This is a genomic window from Saccharothrix stipae (assembly GCF_054781895.1).
This window is the reverse complement of record NZ_BAAGTN010000018.1, coordinates 66,536-84,246: the sequence shown is the minus strand read 5'-3', so window position 1 is coordinate 84,246 and position 17,711 is coordinate 66,536. Positions and strand designations below refer to the sequence as shown.

At 72.5% G+C, this 17,711-nt stretch carries 14 protein-coding genes; 5 read left to right on the top strand and 9 right to left on the bottom strand.

Annotated features, from left to right (window positions below):
- Window positions 1-161: 161 nt before the first annotated feature.
- The 5 genes from ACYVLT_RS33880 to ACYVLT_RS33860 form a co-directional block, all read right to left on the bottom strand.
- Window positions 162-1,298, bottom strand: a complete 1,137-nt coding sequence (locus ACYVLT_RS33880) for an ARPP-2 domain-containing protein (RefSeq protein WP_461124233.1) — start codon at window positions 1,296-1,298, stop codon at window positions 162-164.
- Window positions 1,295-2,698 (bottom strand): hypothetical protein, encoded by a 1,404-nt coding sequence (locus tag ACYVLT_RS33875; protein WP_461124232.1) that lies wholly within the window; start codon window positions 2,696-2,698, stop codon window positions 1,295-1,297. Before ACYVLT_RS33875 ends, ACYVLT_RS33880 begins: the two co-directional genes overlap by 4 nt.
- A 358-nt stretch (window positions 2,699-3,056) precedes the next feature.
- A complete protein-coding gene (locus ACYVLT_RS33870; RefSeq protein ID WP_461124354.1) occupies window positions 3,057-4,499 on the bottom strand; it encodes an RICIN domain-containing protein in 1,443 nt (480 codons plus the stop codon).
- Window positions 4,500-4,623: 124 nt separating this feature from the next.
- Window positions 4,624-5,934, bottom strand: coding sequence for an RICIN domain-containing protein (locus ACYVLT_RS33865; RefSeq protein ID WP_461124231.1), 1,311 nt, complete (start codon window positions 5,932-5,934; stop codon window positions 4,624-4,626).
- Between the two features lie 634 nt (window positions 5,935-6,568).
- Window positions 6,569-7,414 carry an alpha/beta fold hydrolase gene (locus ACYVLT_RS33860; RefSeq protein ID WP_461124230.1) on the bottom strand — a complete coding sequence of 282 codons (846 nt, stop codon included), beginning with the start codon at window positions 7,412-7,414 and terminating at the stop codon, window positions 6,569-6,571.
- 386 nt (window positions 7,415-7,800) lie between these two features.
- Between ACYVLT_RS33860 and sfnG the strand changes: the two genes are divergently transcribed.
- Genes sfnG through ACYVLT_RS33835 form a run of 5 tightly spaced genes read left to right on the top strand, consistent with a single transcriptional unit; the run spans window position 7,801 to window position 13,092 of the window.
- Window positions 7,801-8,937, top strand: coding sequence for a dimethylsulfone monooxygenase SfnG (gene sfnG, locus ACYVLT_RS33855; RefSeq protein WP_461124229.1), 1,137 nt, complete (start codon window positions 7,801-7,803; stop codon window positions 8,935-8,937).
- On the top strand, window positions 8,934-10,151 hold the full coding sequence (locus ACYVLT_RS33850; RefSeq protein WP_461124228.1) for an acyl-CoA dehydrogenase family protein: 1,218 nt from the start codon (window positions 8,934-8,936) through the stop codon (window positions 10,149-10,151). The genes sfnG and ACYVLT_RS33850 overlap by 4 nt, the downstream gene beginning before the upstream one ends.
- Window positions 10,139-11,320, top strand: a complete 1,182-nt coding sequence (locus ACYVLT_RS33845) for an SfnB family sulfur acquisition oxidoreductase (protein ID WP_461124227.1) — start codon at window positions 10,139-10,141, stop codon at window positions 11,318-11,320. The genes ACYVLT_RS33850 and ACYVLT_RS33845 overlap by 13 nt, the downstream gene beginning before the upstream one ends.
- 12 nt (window positions 11,321-11,332) lie before the next feature.
- Window positions 11,333-11,884 carry an NADPH-dependent FMN reductase gene (gene ssuE / locus ACYVLT_RS33840; protein ID WP_461124226.1) on the top strand — a complete coding sequence of 184 codons (552 nt, stop codon included), beginning with the start codon at window positions 11,333-11,335 and terminating at the stop codon, window positions 11,882-11,884.
- Between the two features lie 59 nt (window positions 11,885-11,943).
- Entirely contained in the window at window positions 11,944-13,092 is a 1,149-nt protein-coding gene (locus tag ACYVLT_RS33835) for an LLM class flavin-dependent oxidoreductase (RefSeq protein ID WP_461124225.1), read from the top strand.
- A 146-nt stretch (window positions 13,093-13,238) separates the two neighbouring features.
- Here the strand turns inward: ACYVLT_RS33835 and ACYVLT_RS33830 are convergent, their stop codons facing one another.
- From ACYVLT_RS33830 to ACYVLT_RS33815, 4 genes are read right to left on the bottom strand one after another with little or no spacing between them, the layout of a single operon-like run.
- Complete coding sequence (locus ACYVLT_RS33830) at window positions 13,239-14,570, bottom strand: LLM class flavin-dependent oxidoreductase (protein WP_461124224.1); 1,332 nt, start codon at window positions 14,568-14,570, stop codon at window positions 13,239-13,241.
- A gap of 2 nt (window positions 14,571-14,572) precedes the next feature.
- Complete coding sequence (locus ACYVLT_RS33825) at window positions 14,573-15,760, bottom strand: ROK family protein (RefSeq protein ID WP_461124223.1); 1,188 nt, start codon at window positions 15,758-15,760, stop codon at window positions 14,573-14,575.
- Window positions 15,757-16,110, bottom strand: coding sequence for a 4Fe-4S dicluster domain-containing protein (locus ACYVLT_RS33820; RefSeq protein ID WP_461124222.1), 354 nt, complete (start codon window positions 16,108-16,110; stop codon window positions 15,757-15,759). Before ACYVLT_RS33820 ends, ACYVLT_RS33825 begins: the two co-directional genes overlap by 4 nt.
- Window positions 16,107-17,696 (bottom strand): FAD-binding protein, encoded by a 1,590-nt coding sequence (locus ACYVLT_RS33815; RefSeq protein WP_461124221.1) that lies wholly within the window; start codon window positions 17,694-17,696, stop codon window positions 16,107-16,109. The genes ACYVLT_RS33820 and ACYVLT_RS33815 overlap by 4 nt, the downstream gene beginning before the upstream one ends.
- Between the last annotated feature and the right edge of the window lie 15 nt (window positions 17,697-17,711).

The window sequence follows — 17,711 nt, the reverse complement described above, 5'->3', positions numbered from 1 at the left end:
GACCGAGCAGCCGTTGCATCGCGGCCGGGCGGCGTCCCGTTGCACCGCTTCACCGGGATGGCCTACCGCCGGCACCGTGGTGGCCTAAGACCGGCCGCCCCGATGTGGGGAACACATCGTGTGAGTGGTCGTGCCCGCGAGGCCGGGGTCGTGGTCTGGTGTCAACCCGCGCGGTAGCGGGCCAGGACGTCCTCGCGGAGCAGCGCGCCGAAGCCGGCCGCCTGGAGGCGCAGGCCGAGCTGCTGCTCGGTGAGGCCGAGCGCGGCCGCGGTGGTCGCGAGGTGCCAGTCGTGGGCGGCCAGGGTGGTCAGCAGGTGGCCTCGGCGGGTCTGGGCCTCCGAGAGGCGGAAGGTCTTCAGGTAGGCCGTGCGGCCATCACGGTCGGTGATCAGTTCACCGATGTGGTTCTCCTGCTTGAGGCGGAACGTCGGCAGGAAGCGTGACAACGTGTAGTCGCCCATCCGGTACACGCGGCTCATCGCGTAGCTCTCGCCCAGCAGCCCGTCCGCCATCGTCGTGTCGTGGAAGCGGGCCCACTCCGCCTGCTCCCGGACCGCCGCCGCACGCAGGTCGGCCAACGACGCCACGTCGTCGGGCAGCCGCACGTCGAACCGCGGCGCGGGCGTCGTCAGGGTCGCGTAGTGGTGGACCAGCTCGCCGTACATGTCCTGCACGAGGGTGGTGTGCAGCGCACGGTAGTCGTCCGGGTGGGGCACGACGAACGCCGCGGCCAACGCGTCGGCCACGTACACCAGCACACCGCACTGGCCCGGGTGCATCTCGAAGTGCTTCAGCGCGTCCGCCAGGCCCGCGACCTCGGCGCCCACGTACGCCTCCTCCACGCGCGGCGACAGGCCACGGCGGATGGCGCGCTGCGACCACTCCTCCCACACGACCTCCGGGCCGCCGAAGTGCAGCGCCAGGTAGCCCTCGACGGCCACGTGCAGGGGCAGGAAGCGCAGGCGGTTGCGCTCGACCCGGCGCGCCATCCGGCGGTGGAAGCGCAACCTCATGCCGTGCGCGGGCGGCTCGTCGTCGGTGTTCCGCTTCAGCTGCGTGCCGTACGCCGCGACCGGGGTGTCGTCGTCGGTCCACGTCGCCACGAAGCCGTGCGGGATGTAGGACACGTAGTGCGTGCGGCGGCCCACCTCGACCAGACCCGGCTCGTCCCCGTAGGCGCGGGCGTGCAGCCGCAGCCCGGAGATCGGCTCGTCCCGCGTCAACGGCACGAGCCGGACACCGCCCCACACCTGCGCCGCACGCGTGGTCAGCCCGGTCAGGTCGAGCTCCACCGTCACCCCTCCTCCAGGAACCTGGCCACGCGATCGTCGAAGTGCGCCCGCAGGCCGGCGAACCCCGTCGTGCCCTCGGTGAACCGGGCGAACTCGACCAGGGCGGGCACGTCCTCCGCGTCGCGCACGCCGACGGTCGACACCGCCCGCGCGAGCCGCTTCACGTCGAAGTCGACCGCGTCGTACACCGGGTTGAGGTGCACCGCGACCACCCGGCGCGCCGGGTCGAGCCTCGCCCGCCACACCCGCAGCACCTCCGACGCGAGCCCGTACGGCGCGTTGTCCCAGCCGTCGGACACGATCAGCAGCCGGTCCGGCGCGTGCTCCAGCGCGTCGAGCACCCGCTCGCCCAGCGGCGTCATCCCGTACGGGTGGGCCAGCAGGGCGTCGGTGCGCCCCGACGTCCACAGCGGGACGTACTCGGTCGCCAACTCCGCCAGCAGGTAGTGGCAGGCCAGCGCGACCGCCAACGGCCGGCGGCGCTTCTGCGCGGACCCGGACGCGGAGAAGCTGTCGTCCAGCACCGCCGCGACCCGACCCCACCCGCCGGCGGCCCGCCCGGCGGCACGGACCGCCGCCGCCCGCAGCGCGCCGGTCAGCTCACCCCGCCGCTCGACCCGCTCGGGCACCGGCAGGGCCAGCACGTAGGAGGCCAGGCGCGTCAGCGGCATCGACCCCAGGTCGACCGCCACCGCGGCCTTGCCCCGACGCGCGGACTGCTGCACCCGGAGCCGTTCGAGCCTGGTCATCCGGGGCTCGATGCGCTTGAGGAACGTCGACCGGTCGATCCCGTGCTTGGCGGCGAACCCCTCGGCCACCGTGTACGGCAGCCCGTACACCGACGCCTGCTCGTAGTGCGCGCGCCGCCAGGTCTCCAGCAGCGGGGTGTCGTACCGGCGGTGGTGGCCGGGCGTGAACAGGAACGGGCCCAGTTCGCCGTCCGGTGCGACGTGCGCGTGCCGCAGGGCGTGCTTCAGCCCGGTGCGGTACTTCACGGCGTCGAACGCCGGGTCGGGTCGACCCGCGACCCACTCGCGGATGATCGCGCGGGTGCGCCGGTTGTTCACCCGTGCCCGGCGCAACGCGCGGAACAGGTCGTACACGCGCTGCGGCGGCAGCACCCGCAGCCGCCGGGCGATCAGCCCGCCTTCGACCCGCCGCTGGTCGGCGGTCGCGTCACCGGTGGTCTCCAGCAGCTTGCGGACGATCAGCGCGGCGTTGTGGTCGTTGATGTCCAGCGCGAGCGCCGCCGCGTACAGGTCCCGGTAGTTGCCGATCACGTAGTCGTGCAGGAAGTCCAGCGACAACCGCTGGTCGTCGGCCCCGCCGTGGAACTCGCGCTGCGAGGTGGACGTCGTCGCCGCGTTGATGAACATCAACATGTCGTCGGCGGTGATGGCGTCCATGCGTCCACGCTCCGGGGGTGGTGTCGGGGCCGGCCGGGGAGTGGGGGCACGATCAGCGAATCATCGCTTCAGAGGCGGGTTCCGGAAGTCGCACCGGAGTCCCGCGGCCGGCCGGCGAACTCTAGCAACCGGCCACCGGGATCCGCCCGGGCATTTCGACCGCCGAGGCCCTACCCACCCGACCTCCGACGCCCGACCGCCGACGCCCGACGCCCGACCCGCCCGACCGCCGAGGCCCCACCGCCGAGGCCCGGCAGCCGGTACCCGGCAACACCGGCGCCCCCGGTGCCGAGCAGGAGGCTCGACACCGGGGGCGCGAAGGTCGTGCCGTGACCGTGCGGTCACGTCGAGACGGCGGTCAGACGGCCGTGCGCGACCACTGCTGGTTGGCGCCCGTGTTGCAGGTGTACTGCTTGAGGACCACGCCGTCGGCGGTCGACGAGGTCGGCACGTCCACGCACTTGCCGCTGTGCCGTGCCCGGAGCTGGAAGTAGCTGCCGTTGGCGACCATCTGGAACTGCTGGTTGGTGCCGGTGCCGCAGGTGTACTGGACGATGTCGGCGCCGTCGGCGGTCGAGGCGGTCACCACGTCGAGGCACTTCCCGCTGTGCTTGCTGACGATGCGCCAGTAGCCGCTGCCCGCGTCCTGGAACTGCCACTGCTGCCACGCGTTGCCGCCGTAGGTGTACTGACCGACGCGCGCACCGTTGTCGGCGGTCGCCTGCGGGAGGCCCATGGTCTTGCCGCTGTGGCGCACGTCGACCCGGTAGGACGTCGGCGGCGGGTTCGTGGAGCCGTCGCCCCAGGCGTACCGGAGCCGGTCGGCGCCGGAGGGGTTGCGGATGGTCAGGTTGAGGTCGGTGCCGCTGCCGCTCAGGGCGTACATCGAGTACCAGTCGTAACCGAGGTTGTCCTTGTACTTGCCACCGAGCGCGGGCCAGTAGGTGCCGCCCATCTGGTTGTCACGCATGACCTGTGCGATGGCACGGATGTAGCGCACGAAGTTCTCGGTGCTGTTCGGGTCGCCGTAGTTGAGGCCGGTGGACATCGGCGCGCCGAACTCGGTCGCGACCGCCCGGGACGCGCAGTTGCCCAGGCGGGTCTGGATGTGGCTGCGGAACTGGTCGTAGGTCATCGCGCCGTAGAAGAAGGCGTAGTGGTGGAAGGACAGCAGCGTCGAGTTGAAGCGGCTGTCGTTGCAGATGTCCCGCAGGTCCTGGCTGAAGCCGGTGCCACCGATGAGCACCCGGCCGGGCACCGCCGAGGTGTGGTAGTTGAGCCAGTTCGCCGCGACGTTGCGCCAGTCCGTCGAGCTGTAGCCGTGCGGCTCGTTCATCGGCTCGAAGTAGACGTTGGCGTTCGAGCCGTAGGTGTTGGTCACGCTGGACCACATCGTGTTCCACGCGGCGAGGTTGGTGATCCGGCCGCCGGACGCGGCGCCGTCCTCCCAGTAGGCGAGGATGACCTTGAAGCCGCGTTCGGTGGCGGCGTCGATGGCGCCGCGGTAGGCGTTCCACCAGGTCGTGTTGGCCACGGTGTGGGTGTTGATCGGCAGGCGGACGGTGTTGACGCCCAGGGTGGCGGCCATGTCGTCGTAGAGGGCGTTGGCCTTGGCCCGCACCGTCGCGTTGCTGTCGGACTGGCTCAGGCCCTGCACGACGAGCGTGCCGGTGCTGAAGTTGTCACCCATCACGGCCCAGTTCATGCCGCGGAACTGACTGGTGGCGGCACTGGCCGGCGACGCGACGACGACGAGTCCCGCCGCCGCGGTGAGGGCGGTCACCGCCAGGGCGGTCAGCACCCGCCGCAACGGCCGAGCGCGCCGGGGTGGTCCTGACGAGTGACCACCAGACGCCATGATCAGTGTCATGAAATGTCCAATCGCTAGATCGGGGTCGAGGGAGGAAAGCGCTTGCCGGTCAGGCTCAGACCTGGTCGCGGCTCCACTGCTGGTTGGCGCCGCTGCCGCAGGTGTACTGCTGGATGTCGGCGCCGTCGCCGGTGCCGGAGTTGACGACGTCGAGGCACTTGCCGCTGTGCCGTGCCCGCAGCTGGAAGTAGCTGCCGTTGGCGACCATCTGCCACTGCTGGTTGGCGCCGGTGCCGCAGGTGTACTGGATGATGTTGGCCCCGTCGGCGGTGGAGCCGTTCGCCACGTCCAGGCACATGCCGCTGTTCTGGTTGACGATGCGGAAGAAGCCGCCTCCGGCGTCCTGGAACCGCCACTTCTGGTTGCCGCCGCCGTTCCAGGTCCACTGCTTGATCTCGGCGTTGTTCGCGGTGGAGGCCGACACGACGTCCATCACCTTGCCGCTGTTGCGGTTGGTCACGCGGTGGGTCGGCGCCGAGCCGGGCACGTCGGCCACCGGCAGGATCGTGCCGTGGCGGCAACCGGGGCACGTGATCTGGCTCAGGCCCGACCAGGAGTCCAGGTTCGAGCTGGTGGCCGTCCAGATGCCGCCGTTGGTGTACTTGTCGACCCAGATGCGCCAGGAACCGTCGCCCATCCGCAGCACGGCCGGTCCCTCGTAGCCCGAGCTCCACAGCTGACCCCGGTTGCCCCACCCGCCGGTGAGGCTCGTGCTGGTCCAGTGCTCGACGTACTTGGAGGTCTCGTTCTTGGTGAAGGCGTGGTAGGTGCTGCCCGACTTCACCACGTAGGTGTCGATGTAGTTGTAGCCGAGGCCGCCCATCTGCGCCGGCCCGCTCCAGGAGGTCAGGGAGCTGTTCTGGGCGGTGAAGAGGTAGGGCCGGAAGCAGTTGGAGCACGTCGTCTGGGCGATGCTCACGATGATCCGGACGGTGCCGCCCTCGACGTAGAACTCGGGCGCCCAGGTGAACCGCGTGTTCGCGACGCCGGAGTCGACGCTCGCCACGTGCGTCCAGGTGACCAGGTCGGGGCTGGAGGCGATGTTGAAGTGCGTCGAGTTCGTGGTCCACGACTGCACGGTGTGGGCGACGTAGTAGAGCCCGTTGTGCTGGATGATGCTGGGGTCGCGCAGCACGCCGGAGGGGCCGCGGTAGTCGGTGTCGGCCAGCACGCCGAAGTTCGTGCCGTTGGCCGATGAGTAGACCCACAGCTCCTGGTCGGCGGCGGCGTCGCCCTTGAACGTGGTGTAGACGTAGCCGGGGGCGGCTTGGGCGGGTGACACGACCGCGACCGCGGTGCCGGCCACGGTGAGCGCCACGAGGCCGAGTCGGGCCAGCCGGCGGCTGACCTTCGGCAGTCGTTTCACGGATGATCTCCTAGGTCGGAGGGACGGGGCGCGCAGCCGCGACCGACGTCAAAGCCGTGCGGGTGAGGTGGGCACGGGGCACCTGGTGGTGCGCTGTCCGATGTGGACAGGAAGGCGGCACTCGCTAGCCGGCGGCGCGGTCGTCCCGCGGATCGGCCCGGTCCGGGCCCTCGGAGTCGCTCCTGGCGGCGTTCGCGGTAGGTGTGGTCACGCGTTCGCGGCGGGAGGGTGAAGAGTTCATCGTTGATCTCCTCGGAAATGCCTATCGGGAATTGCTCAGAATGTTTGCGCTAACATCCAAAGTCGTCATAGTGTGCGAGCAAAGGCACTAAGGTGTCAAGAGCGTAACGGCTGGCCACTTCCTGCCACTTCGCGGGCATCTCCGCCGGCGGAGCAGGTCGCACCGCCGTGCCGGGCCGCCGGTCAACGGTGCCCGGAACTGGGAAAAGGGCTGGTGGTTGCCGCCATGTCGAGGACCGTCCGCCGGGTCGGGTCCCCGCCGCGGTGGTCGAATTCGATCGCCGTTTATCGAATTTTTTCGACTGTATTCGAAGCTGAACACATCTTTGCGGCCTTTTTCGCTTTCGCTCCGGTCGTCGGGTCGGCTCCGGCCGGCGGGATCCCGGCCGCGGCGTCAGCCGCGCAGGAAGTCGACGATCGCGGTGTGGAAGTCGGGGCTGCCGCCCGTGCCGCCGTGGTCGCCGGACACCAGGCGGAGCCGGGCGCCGGGAATGGCGTCGGCCAGCACGTGCGGGCGTTCGGCGAGCGGGTCGTCGTGGCCGGCGACGACGAGGGTCGGGGCGGTGACGGCGGCGAGGTCGATGTCGCCCTGGTGCACGGCGCGGGCCTGTGCGGCCAGGGACGGCAGGTCCGCTCCGGACGTCTCGGCGAACGCGCGCAGCCCCGCGACATCGGGTGGCAGTGGCAGGGTGCGGGGGTCATCGGCGAGGAGCGCCTCGGCGAGGACGTCGTTGGGCAGGACCCGGGTGTCCACGCCGCCGAGTTCGACCACCCCGGCGCCGACGCCGCCGACGACCAGTCGGCGCACGGCGGGTTCCTCGGTGGCGGTCAGGAGGACGATGACGGCACCCATCGAGTAGCCGACCAGGTCCACGGCCGGGACGTCGAGGGTGGCGATGACGGCGCGCAGGTCGCGTGCCATGCGTCGTTCGCCGTAACGGGTGGTGTCGGTGGACTTCCCGGACACGCCGTGCCCGCGGGCGTCGACGCCCACGACGCGGCGCCCGGCGGCGGTGAGGGCGGCGACCGCACCGCGACCGGCCCACTCGACCAGGGTGTCGGCGGCGAAGCCGTGCTGGAGCACGACCGGGACGGGGTCCGGGTCGGTGCCGGGGTCCGGGTCCCAGTGGTGGTGGGCGATCACGGTGCCGTCGTCGACGACGAGCGTGGCGGTCCGCGGCGGGCCGGCGGCGAGCCCGGTTGCCGGTCGTGCGTCGGCAGCGGTGAGGTCGTCGGTCATGTCGCGTCTCCCGGGTGGGTCCGTGGCGGTGCGGGTGTGCGGGTGCGGGCCCGTCGAACGGTACGGCGGGTCGGCGGCGCCCACTCCAGGTGGGCACGGCCGAGCGCCGTTCGCCCGGTCAAGTGAACTTCTACGGACCCCCACCGGTGCGTTCATCATGTGGGAGGCGCACGTTCCGCGTTGACCCGGTAGCCCGGTGCTGTTGGAGTGAGGGCGTGCAGCGACCGACCGTGTTGACCAGGCGCCGGCACGTGGACTTCGTCCGCGTCGGCGCCCAGGGCTGTTGCCCCCGTTAGGCCACGACACCGTCCACGCCCTGTCCGGTCCGGACAGTTCCGCCGCTCGCCCACCCCACAGCTTGCCCACCCAACAGCTGGGAGTTCACCGTGCCCGAGAACCGGGAGCGGGAGCCGTTGAAGTTCGCCTACTGGGTGCCGAACGTCAGCGGTGGCCTCGTCGTCAGCAAGATCGAGCAACGCACCGACTGGTCCTACGACTACAACCGCGAGCTGGCCGTGCTCGCGGAGGACAACGGCTTTGAGTACGCGCTCAGCCAGGTCCGCTACATGGCCGGCTACGGCGCGGCCTACCAGCACGAGTCGACCAGCTTCAGCCTCGCGCTGCTGCTGGCCACGCGGCGGTTGAAGGTGATCGCGGCGGTGCACCCGGGCCTGTGGCACCCGGCCGTGCTGGCCAAGTTCGTCGCCACGGCGGACCACCTCTCCGGTGGCCGTGCCGCGGTGAACGTGGTCAGCGGGTGGTTCAAGGCCGAGTTCACCGCCCTGGGTGAACCGTGGCTGGAGCACGACGAGCGCTACCGCCGGGCCGAAGAGTTCATCCGCGTGCTGCGCAAGAGCTGGACCGAGGAACCGGCCGAGTTCGCCGGCGACTTCTACCGGCTGCACGGCTACGACCTCAAACCCAAGCCCTCCGAGGTGCCCGGACGCGCCCACCCGGAGATCTTCCAGGGCGGCAACTCCACCGCCGCCCGGGCGATGGCGGGGCGGGTGTCGGACTGGTACTTCAGCAACGGCAAGGACTTCGACGGCATCACCGAGCAGATCGAGGAGGTCAACGGCACCGCCGCGGTGCACGGGCGCCGGGTGAGGTTCGGGCTCAACGGCTTCCTCATCGCCCGCGACACCGAGGCCGAGGCGCGCGAGACGCTGCGCGAGATCGTCGCCAAGGCCGACACCGAGGCGGTGCACGGGTTCCGGGACGCCGTGCGGCAGGCCGGCAGCTCTACCGGTGACAAGAAGGGCATGTGGTCCGACTCGGCGTTCGACGACCTGGTGCAGTACAACGACGGGTTCCGCTCCCGGCTCATCGGCACGCCCGAGCATGTCGCCCACCGGATCGTGGAGTACCGGCGGCGCGGCGTGGACCTGCTGCTGCTCGGTTTCCTGCACTACAAGGAAGAAGTCGCCTACTTCGGCAAGCACGTGCTGCCGATCGTCCGCGAGCTCGAAGCGTCCCTCGACACCTCCGCCGCCACCCCCGAACCGATCGGAGCCCGCCCGTGACCGCGTCCGCCCAGCACACCTGGACCACCACGCCCGCCACCTCCGACGAGTGGATCTCCCGCGCGCGGGAGGTCGCCACCCTGCTGGCCACCGACGCGGTGGCACGCGACCGCGCCAGGGCCACCCCGCACGCGGAAGTCGCCCTGCTGAAGGACTCCGGGCTGGTCACCCTCCTGGGCCCGGTGGAGCACGGCGGCGGTGGGCAGGACTGGACCACCGCCTACCGGGTGATCCGCGAGGTCGCCGCGGGCGACGGGTCGATCGGGCAGCTCATCGGCTACCACTACCTGTGGTTCTGGGCGGCCCGGCTGGTCGCCACCCCCGAGCAGGTCGCCGCCGTGGAGGAGCAGGCCACCCGTGAGCGGTGGTTCTTCGGCGGCGCGGTCAACCCGCGCGACGACGACCTCGTCATCACCGACCACGGCGACGAGATCGAGTTCACCGGCCGCAAGTCGTTCTCCACCGGTGGCAAGGTCTCCGACGTCACCGTGCTGGAAGGGGTGCTGGAGGGCACCGACAAGCACATCTTCGCCATCGTGCCGTCCCACCAGGACGGCATCGTCTTCAACGACGACTGGGACAACGTGGGCCAGCGCCTCACCGAGAGCGGCAGCGTCGAGGTCGACGGCGTGCGGGTGCCCTGGGCGCAGGCCGCCGGTTACGTCGACAAGGAGTTCCGACCTCGCACCTACAACACCCTCAACGTCCCGCTGATCCAGTTGGTGTTCACCAACTTCTACCTCGGCATCGCCCAGGGCGCGCTGACCACGGCCACCTCCTACACCAGGGACAAGACCCGGCCCTGGCCCTACGGCGGGGACAACAAGGACTCGGCCACCGAGGAGTTTTACGTCCTGGAGACCTACGGCGACCTGCAGTCCAAGCTGTGGGCGGCGGAGGCGCTGGCCGAACGGGCCGCGGGGCTGATCGAGCGGATCAACTCCCACCCCGACGAGGTCACCGCCCGCGAACGCGGCGAGGCGGCGGTGGTCATCGCGGCGGCCAAGCAACGCGCCGTCGACACCGGTCTGGAGATCGGCACCCGCATCTTCGAGGTCACCGGCGCGCGGGCCACCGCCGCCTCGGTCGGGCTGGACCTCTTCTGGCGCAACCTGCGCACCCACAGCCTGCACGACCCGATCGCCTACAAGCGCGCCGAGGTCGGGCGCTACGCGCTGCTGGGAGAGGTGCCGGAGCCCACGTGGTACACGTGATCGCCGACGACGCGGAAGCCGTCCGGACGGCCGCCGAGCTGTCCGGGCGCTTCGCCAAGGGGGCCGCGGAACGCGACGCGCTGCGCCGGCTGCCGAGGGCGGAGCTGGACGAGCTGTCGGCGTCGGGCCTGCTCGGCATCACGGTCCCCGCCGAGCACGGCGGGCCGGACCTGTCGTGGACGACGGTGCTGGAGGTGTTCCGGCTGCTCGCGGTGGGCGACCCGAACATCGCCCAGGTGCCGCAGAACCACTTCGTCTACGTCAACGTGCTGCGGCAGCGGGGCAGCGCCGGGCAGCAGGCGTTCTTCTTCGGCGAGGTGCTCGCGGGCAGGCGCTTCGGCAACGCCCAGTCCGAGGCGGGCACCAGGCACGTGCAGGACTACCGGACCCGGTTGCTGCCCCACCCCGACGGCGGCCTCGTGCTCGACGGCACCAAGCACTACTGCACCGGCGCGTTGTTCGCGCACTGGATCCCGGTGCTGGCCAAGGACGGCGACGACCGGGTGGTGGTGGCGTACGTGCCGGCCGACGCGCCGGGCGTGGAGGTGGTGGACGACTGGGACGGCATGGGCCAGCGCACGACCGCCAGCGGCACGGTCCACCTGCGGCAGGTGCGGGTGCCCGCCGAGCACGTCGTGCCGCACCACCTGACGTTCACCGGTCCGCAGCTGCACGGCGCCCGGGCGCAGGCGCTGCACGCCGCGATCGAGGTCGGGCTGGCCCGCTCGGCCCTGTCGGAGGCGGCGGACTTCGTGCGCACCAAGAGCAGGCCGTGGTTCGAGGCGGGCGTGGAGCGCGCCGCCGACGACCCGTTGACCGTCCAGCGGTTCGGCGAGCTGGAGGTGCGGGTCCGGGCCGCCGAGGCGTTGCTCGTCGCCGCGGGCGCGGCGCTGGACTCGGCCGGCGCCGCGTTGGACGACCGGAGCGCGGCGGCCGCGTCGATCGCGGTGGCCGCGGCGAAGGCGTTCGCCGAACCGGTGGCGTTGGAGACGAGCAGCGCATTGTTCGAGGTGTCGGGCACGCGCTCGGCGCTGGACGGGCTGAACCTGCACCGGCACTGGCGCAACGCCCGCACGCACACCCTGCACGACCCGGTGCGCTGGAAGGTCCAGCACATCGGCCGCTACGCGCTCGACGGCACACCGCCGCCGCGCCACGGCCTGATCTGACGGAGGTGGACGATGTCCTCGATCCTGGTGCTGTCCGGGAGCCCTTCCCCGACCTCGCGCACCGCGGCCCTCGCCGAGCACGTCGCCGACCGGCTGCGCGGTGACGGCCACGTCGTGCGCACGGTCCGCGTCCGGGACCTGCCCGCCGAGGCGTTGCTGAGCGCCGACGCGGGCGACCCGGCCATCGCCGAGGTCGTGGCGGCGTTGGCGGAGGCGGACGGCGTGCTGGTGGCCTCGCCGGTCTACAAAGCGGCCTACAGCGGGGTGCTCAAGGCGCTGCTGGACCTGCTGCCGCAGTTCGCGCTGGCCGACAAGGTGGTGCTGCCGGTGCTCACCGGGGGCAGCCCGGCGCACGTCCTCGCCGTCGACTACGCGTTGCGGCCGGTCCTGTCCTCGCTGGGGGCGCACCACGTCGTGCAGGGGTGGTTCGTGCTGGACAAGCACATCACCACCACCGGCGACGCGCCCGCACTCGCCGCCGAGGCGCAGCGCCCGTTGCACGACGTGGTGGACGGCTTCTCCGCCGCGCTGCACTCCCGCCGCTCCCTGCTCGCCGCGCCCTGACGACCCGACGCCCGGCCCGACACCCGACGTCCGACACCCGATGCCCTGACGAGGACCCCATGTCACTGACGTTCCACTGGTTCCTGCCCACCTACGGCGACAGCCGCTACCTCGTCGGCGGCGGTCACGGGGTCGCCACCACGGTGGCCGGTGGCGACCGGCCCGCGACCTTGGCCTACCTGGGGCAGATCGCCCGCACCGCCGAGCAGCTGGGCTTCGCCGGCGCGCTCACCCCCACGGGCGCGTGGTGCGAGGACGCCTGGCTCACCACCGCGATGCTGGTCGCGACCACCGAGCGGTTGAAGTTCCTCGTCGCCTTCCGCCCCGGCCTGGTCAGCCCCACGCTGGCGGCGCAGATGGCGGCCACCTTCCAACGCCACTCCGGCCGCCGGCTGCTGCTCAACGTGGTGACCGGCGGGGAGGACCACGAGCAGCGGGCCTACGGGGACTTCCTGGACAAGGAAGCCAGGTACCGGCGCACCGACGAGTTCCTGACCGTCGTGCGGGCGTTGTGGCGCGGTGAGCGGGTCGACTTCGACGGTGAGCACCTCGCCGTCGAGGACGCCGAGCTGGCCCGCACCCCGGACCCGGTGCCGGAGATCTACTTCGGCGGTTCGTCGGCCGCCGCCGGTCGGGTGGCCGCCCGGCACGCCGACGTCTACCTCACCTGGGGCGAGCCGCCCGACCAGGTCGCGGAGAAGGTCGACCGGATCCGGCGCGAGGCGGCGGCGCTGGGCCGCGAGCCCCGGTTCGGCGTGCGGCTGCACGTGATCAGCCGCGATCGCGCCGACCAGGCGTGGGCCGAGGCGGAGCGGCTGCTCGACGCGCTCGACCCGGCCACCATCGCGCGCGTGCAGGAAGGGCTCGCGCGCAGCGGTTCGGAGGGGCAGCGGCGGATGATCGCCCTGCACGGTGGCAGCCGGGACGGCCTGGAGGTGTACCCGAACCTGTGGGCCGGCGTCGGCCTGGTGCGCGGCGGCGCGGGCACCGCCCTGGTCGGCAGCCACACGGAGGTCGCCGAGCGCATCGAGGAGTACCACGCGGCGGGCATCACCGAGTTCGTCCTGTCGGGACACCCGCACCTGGAGGAGGCCTACTGGTTCGGCGAGGGCGTGCTGCCCCTGCTGCGGGACAAGGGGTTGTGGCGGCACCCCGTCGACGTGCCCGCCGAAACCGTGCGCGGCATCCCGTTCGCATCGACGCGCTGACCTCGCCGCCGGCGCCGCCCTGGGCACGGCCCTTCCAGGTACGGCGCCGCCGGGAACCAGCGCACCCGCGCGGCTCAAGCAGCAGGTGTTCGTCCCGTCCAGCCGAACGGCCGCGGTGCCGCGGTCGTCCGGCCTCGGGTCGTACCTCAGACCAACGCGGCCTCGGCGTACCGGCCGGCCGGGCGGGGCAGGCCGTAGTGCTCGCGCAGCGTGCGGCCGGTGTACTCGGTGCGGAACAGGCCGCGGGCCCGCAGCAGCGGCACGACGTGGTCCACGAAGTCCTCCAGGCCGGACGGCAGCAGGGGCGCCATCACGTTGAAGCCGTCCGCCGCGCCGGTGGTGAACCACAGCTCGACGTGGTCGGCGATCTGCTCGGGCGTGCCGGCGACGACCTGGTGCCCGCGCCCGCCGCCGAGGCGACCGAGCAGCTGGCGCAACGTCAGCTCCTCCCGCCGCGCCAGGTCGCGCACCAGCTCGAACCGGCTCTTCGCACCGTTGACGCGGCTGACCGGGGGGAACTCCGGCAACCGCTCGTCCAGCGGGTGGTCGGTCAGGTCGACGCCGATCAGCTCGGTCAGCTGCCGGACCGCCCGCACCGGGATGATCAACTCGTCCAGCTCGTCGGCCAGCGCCCGCGCCTCGGCCTCCGTGCCGCCGAGCACCGGGACGATCCCGGGCAGCACCTTGACGCCGTCGGCGTCACGTCCCCGGGCGGTGACGCGGCGCTTGAGGTCGGCGTAGAACGCGGTCGCGTCGCCGTGCGCCTGGTGGGCGGTGAACACCGCCTCCGCCCACGCCGACGCGAACGCCTTGCCGTCCTCGCTCGACCCGGCCTGCACCAGCAGCGGGTGGCCCTGCGGGCTGCGCACCGCGTTCAGCGGCCCGCGCACCGAGAAGAACCGGCCCTTGTGGTTGATCTCGTGCACCTTGGCGTCCTCGGCGAACACACCGGACTCCCGGTCCACGACCAGCGCGTCGTCCTCCCACGAGTCCCACAGCGCGGTGACCACGTCGAGGAACTCGTCGGCACGCCGGTAGCGCTCGGCGTGCTCGGTGTTGACCTCGCGGTTGAAGTTCTGCGCCGACCGGTCGCCCGCCGTGGTCACGATGTTCCACCCGGCCCGACCGCCGCTGATGTGGTCGAGCGAGGAGAACAGCCGCGCCAGGTTGTACGGCTCGCTGAACCCGGTCGACGCGGTCGCGATCAGCCCGATGCGCTCGGTGGCCTGCGAGATCGCGGTGAGCAGCGTGATCGGCTCGAACCGGTTGGCCGCGGTGTGCCGCACGTCGCCCCAGATCTGCACACCGTCGGCGAGGAACACCGAGTCGAACGTCCCGCGCTCGGCGACCCGCGCCAGGTGCTGGAAGTGCGCGACCTCGTCCAGGGCACCGGGGTCGGTGCGGGGGTGCCGCCAGGCGGCTTCGTGGTGGCCGACGCCCATGAGGAACGCGTTGAGGTGGAGCTTGCGTGCGGACAACTTCAGACTCCCAATCGGATCGGGTTGCGGATGTCGAGCGGGTCGGCGTAGATCGCGTCCAGCTGCACGGACCCGGCCGCCACGCCGAGGACGTCCAGGCCGAAGCTGCTCGGCAGCACGGCCGACGGCGACGGGCACACGCGCGAGGTCGCGGCCACCTCGGCGCGCAACGCGTCCGCGCACTCGCGCAGCCGGATGACGCCCAGTTCCGTGACCACGACGACGTCGGGGTTGACGATGTCGAACAACAGCGCCGCGGCGCGGCCGACGAGCCTGGCGCGGTCGACGAGCAGCGCGGTGGCCGCGGCGTTCCCGGCCACGGCGGCGTCACCCAGGTCCGCGATCGACGGCCGGGGGATCACGCCCGCCTCGTGGGCACGCCTCGCCCAGGCGAGGTCGGACGCGGTGGCCTCCAGGCACCCGTTGCGGCCGCACGGGCACTCGATCGCCGGGTCGCCCAGCGCCAGGTGCGCGACACCGCCCGCCGCCGACCGCGCGCCCCGGTGCGTGCCGCCGCCGGTGATGATCGCCGCGTCCACGACGTTGCCGACGAACAGGTGCACCAGCGACCCGTGGTGACCCGCGGCGCCGAACAGCTGCTCCGCCCGGGCCAACGCCCGCGCGTGGCTGTCCACCAGCACCGGCAGCCCGGTCCGCGCCGCGAGCAGGTCGCGCACGGGCACGTCACGCCACCCCAGCGAGGCGTGCTCGACCAGCACGCCCGCCTCGGTGTCGACCCAACCGCCGGCGGCCACGCCCAGGCCGAGCGGCACGTGTCCCGGCAGGTGCTCGGCGTGCAGCCGCACCAGGCGGTCGGCCGCGGTCGTCAGCACCTCCCGGTGGTCGTCCGGGTCGCGGTGCGGCACGCGCAGCCTGGCCCGGACGCGGCCGCGCAGGTCCAGCAACGCCAGCGTGCAGTACTCGTGGGCGATGTGGATCCCGGCCACCAGGTGGCGACCGGTCTCCACGTCCACCGGCGAGTGCGGGCGGCCCATGCCCCGGTACGGCAGCGACCCGGCCACTTCGGTGAGCAGGCCGAGACCGGCGAGCGCCGCGCAGTTGCGCGTCACCGCCGCCGGGCTCAGACCGGTCAGCCGGGCGATGGTGGTGCGCGCGACCGGTCCGTGCCGCAGCACGGCGCCCAGCACCGCCGCGGCGGCCGTGCCGCGGCCCGCGACGCCGGGGTTCACGAGATCAGCGGCGGGCCGGACGGGGACAGCGCGGGGCCCACCGCTCGGGCCGCTCCCGGCGTGCGCCCGCGACCCCACCCGATGTCGCGGCGGTAGCTGCCGAGCAGCCCCGTCCGCCGCAGGTGCTCCTCGTCGTGGGCGGACGACCCCGCCGGCAGCGGGTGGGTGTGGGGCGCCACGAACAACGCGTCGGTCGGGCAGTTCGCCTCGCACTGGAAGCAGGTCTGGCAGTCCTGCTGCCTGCTGATCACCGGCACGCCGTCCGCGCCCCGGTCGAACACGTTGGTGGGGCACACGGCGATGCACTTGTCGCAGGTGACGCACTGCGCGGTCGACACCAGCTCGATCACGCCGCCACCTCCTGCGGGCGGGCCCACACGTCGTCCAGGCCGCCGGAGGTGATCCGGAAGTGCTGGGCGGGGTCCAGGTCGGGGAAGTCGAGCCGCTTGGCCATGCCCCGGCTCTCGCTGCGCACCAGCGCCGAGGTGTACATCCACCGGGCGTGCGCGACCATCGCCGCGGCCTGGCGCGCCCGCACCACGTCCGGGCCGTCGGCGCGCAGACCGGAGCGCACCGCCGACCACGTGCCGTCGAGCTGCGTCAACGCCGCGCGCAGCACGTCACCGTGCCGCAGGTAGTTCTTGTCGTACGGCAGGACCTCGGCCTGCACCGCGCCCACGACCTCCGCCGCCGAGACCGACGACGCCGATGACACCGAGGACGTCGTGCCGGTCGGGCGCAGCCCCGCACCACCGGCGGCGCGGACCCGGCGCCGAACGGCGGTCGGGCCGAGCGCGCGGGCGAACCGGGCCGCCGCCCGCCCCGACCACGACCCGGACGAGATCGCCCACGCCGCGTTGTGGCTGCCGCCGCCGGTGAACCCGCCGCAGATCAGCTCCCTGGTCGCCGCGTCGCCGGCCGCGTACAGGCCCGGCACGGTGGTCGCGCACCCGTCGTCCACGATCCGGATGCCGCCCGTGCCGCGCACCGTGCCCTCGGCCAGCAGGGTCACCGCGAACGGCTGGGTGAACGGGTCGATGCCCAGCCGGTCGAAGGTCAGGAAGAAGTTCGGCTGGGCCAGCCGCATGGCCTTGCGGGCCGCCTCGTCGGCGCGGTCGAGCTTGCAGAACACCTTCTCCGACGCCAGCAACGTCCGCGCGATCACCGACCGGCCGCGCTGGGAGCCCGCGCCGTCGAGCACCGAGCCGTCCGCCCGGTAGAACGTGGCGTAGTTGTAGAACGCGGTCTTGGTGACCGACGTGTGCTCGGGCGCGATGCCGTAGGCGTTGGAGAACTCCATGCCGGACAGCTCCGCGCCGACCTCGGCGGCGAACAGCGCGCCGTCACCGGTGTTGACGTTGCACCCCAACGCCTTGCTCAGGAACGCGCAGCCGCCGGTCGCCAGCACCACCGCGCCGGCCCGCACCCGGAACGCCCGGTCGGCCTGCCGCTGGTAACCCGCCGCGCCGGCCACCGCGCCGTCGTCCGTCGCGAGCAGCTCGGTGACGGGACTGTGGTCGAGGATCCGCACCCCGGCCCGGCGCACCCGGATGCGCTGCCGCCGCATGTACTCGGGCCCCTGGAGGCCGTTGCGCAGCGGCCAGCCGTCCGGGCCGACCGGGAACGGGTAGCGGGCCACCTCGGCCAGCTCGTTGATCCGGTCGTAGGTCTCGTCCAGCACCCTGGCCATCCAGCGCCGGTCCGCCAGGTGGCCGCCCAGCGCCTCGCGGCTGGCCATGGCCCGTTCCCGTGCCTCGGGCTCCGGCGGCACGTACCACACGCCGGTGCCGCCGGACGCCGTCGCGCCGCTGGTGCCGCAGTACCCCTTGTCGGCCAGCACCACCGCGGCGCCGTCCTCGGCCGCCTTGAGCGCGGCCCACGTCGCGGCGGGACCACCGCCGACGACCAGCACGTCCGCGTCGAGTTCGAGCGTCATGCGATGCTCCTCCAC

Coding starts and splice junctions, on each gene's coding strand:
- ACYVLT_RS33875 (WP_461124232.1), bottom strand. CDS start 2,698: ATGGACGCCATCACCGCCGACGACATGTTGATGTTCATCAACGCGGCG.
- ACYVLT_RS33860 (WP_461124230.1), bottom strand. CDS start 7,414: ATGACCGACGACCTCACCGCTGCCGACGCACGACCGGCAACCGGGCTC.
- ssuE (WP_461124226.1), top strand. CDS start 11,333: ATGTCCTCGATCCTGGTGCTGTCCGGGAGCCCTTCCCCGACCTCGCGC.
- ACYVLT_RS33835 (WP_461124225.1), top strand. CDS start 11,944: ATGTCACTGACGTTCCACTGGTTCCTGCCCACCTACGGCGACAGCCGC.
- ACYVLT_RS33815 (WP_461124221.1), bottom strand. CDS start 17,696: ATGACGCTCGAACTCGACGCGGACGTGCTGGTCGTCGGCGGTGGTCCC.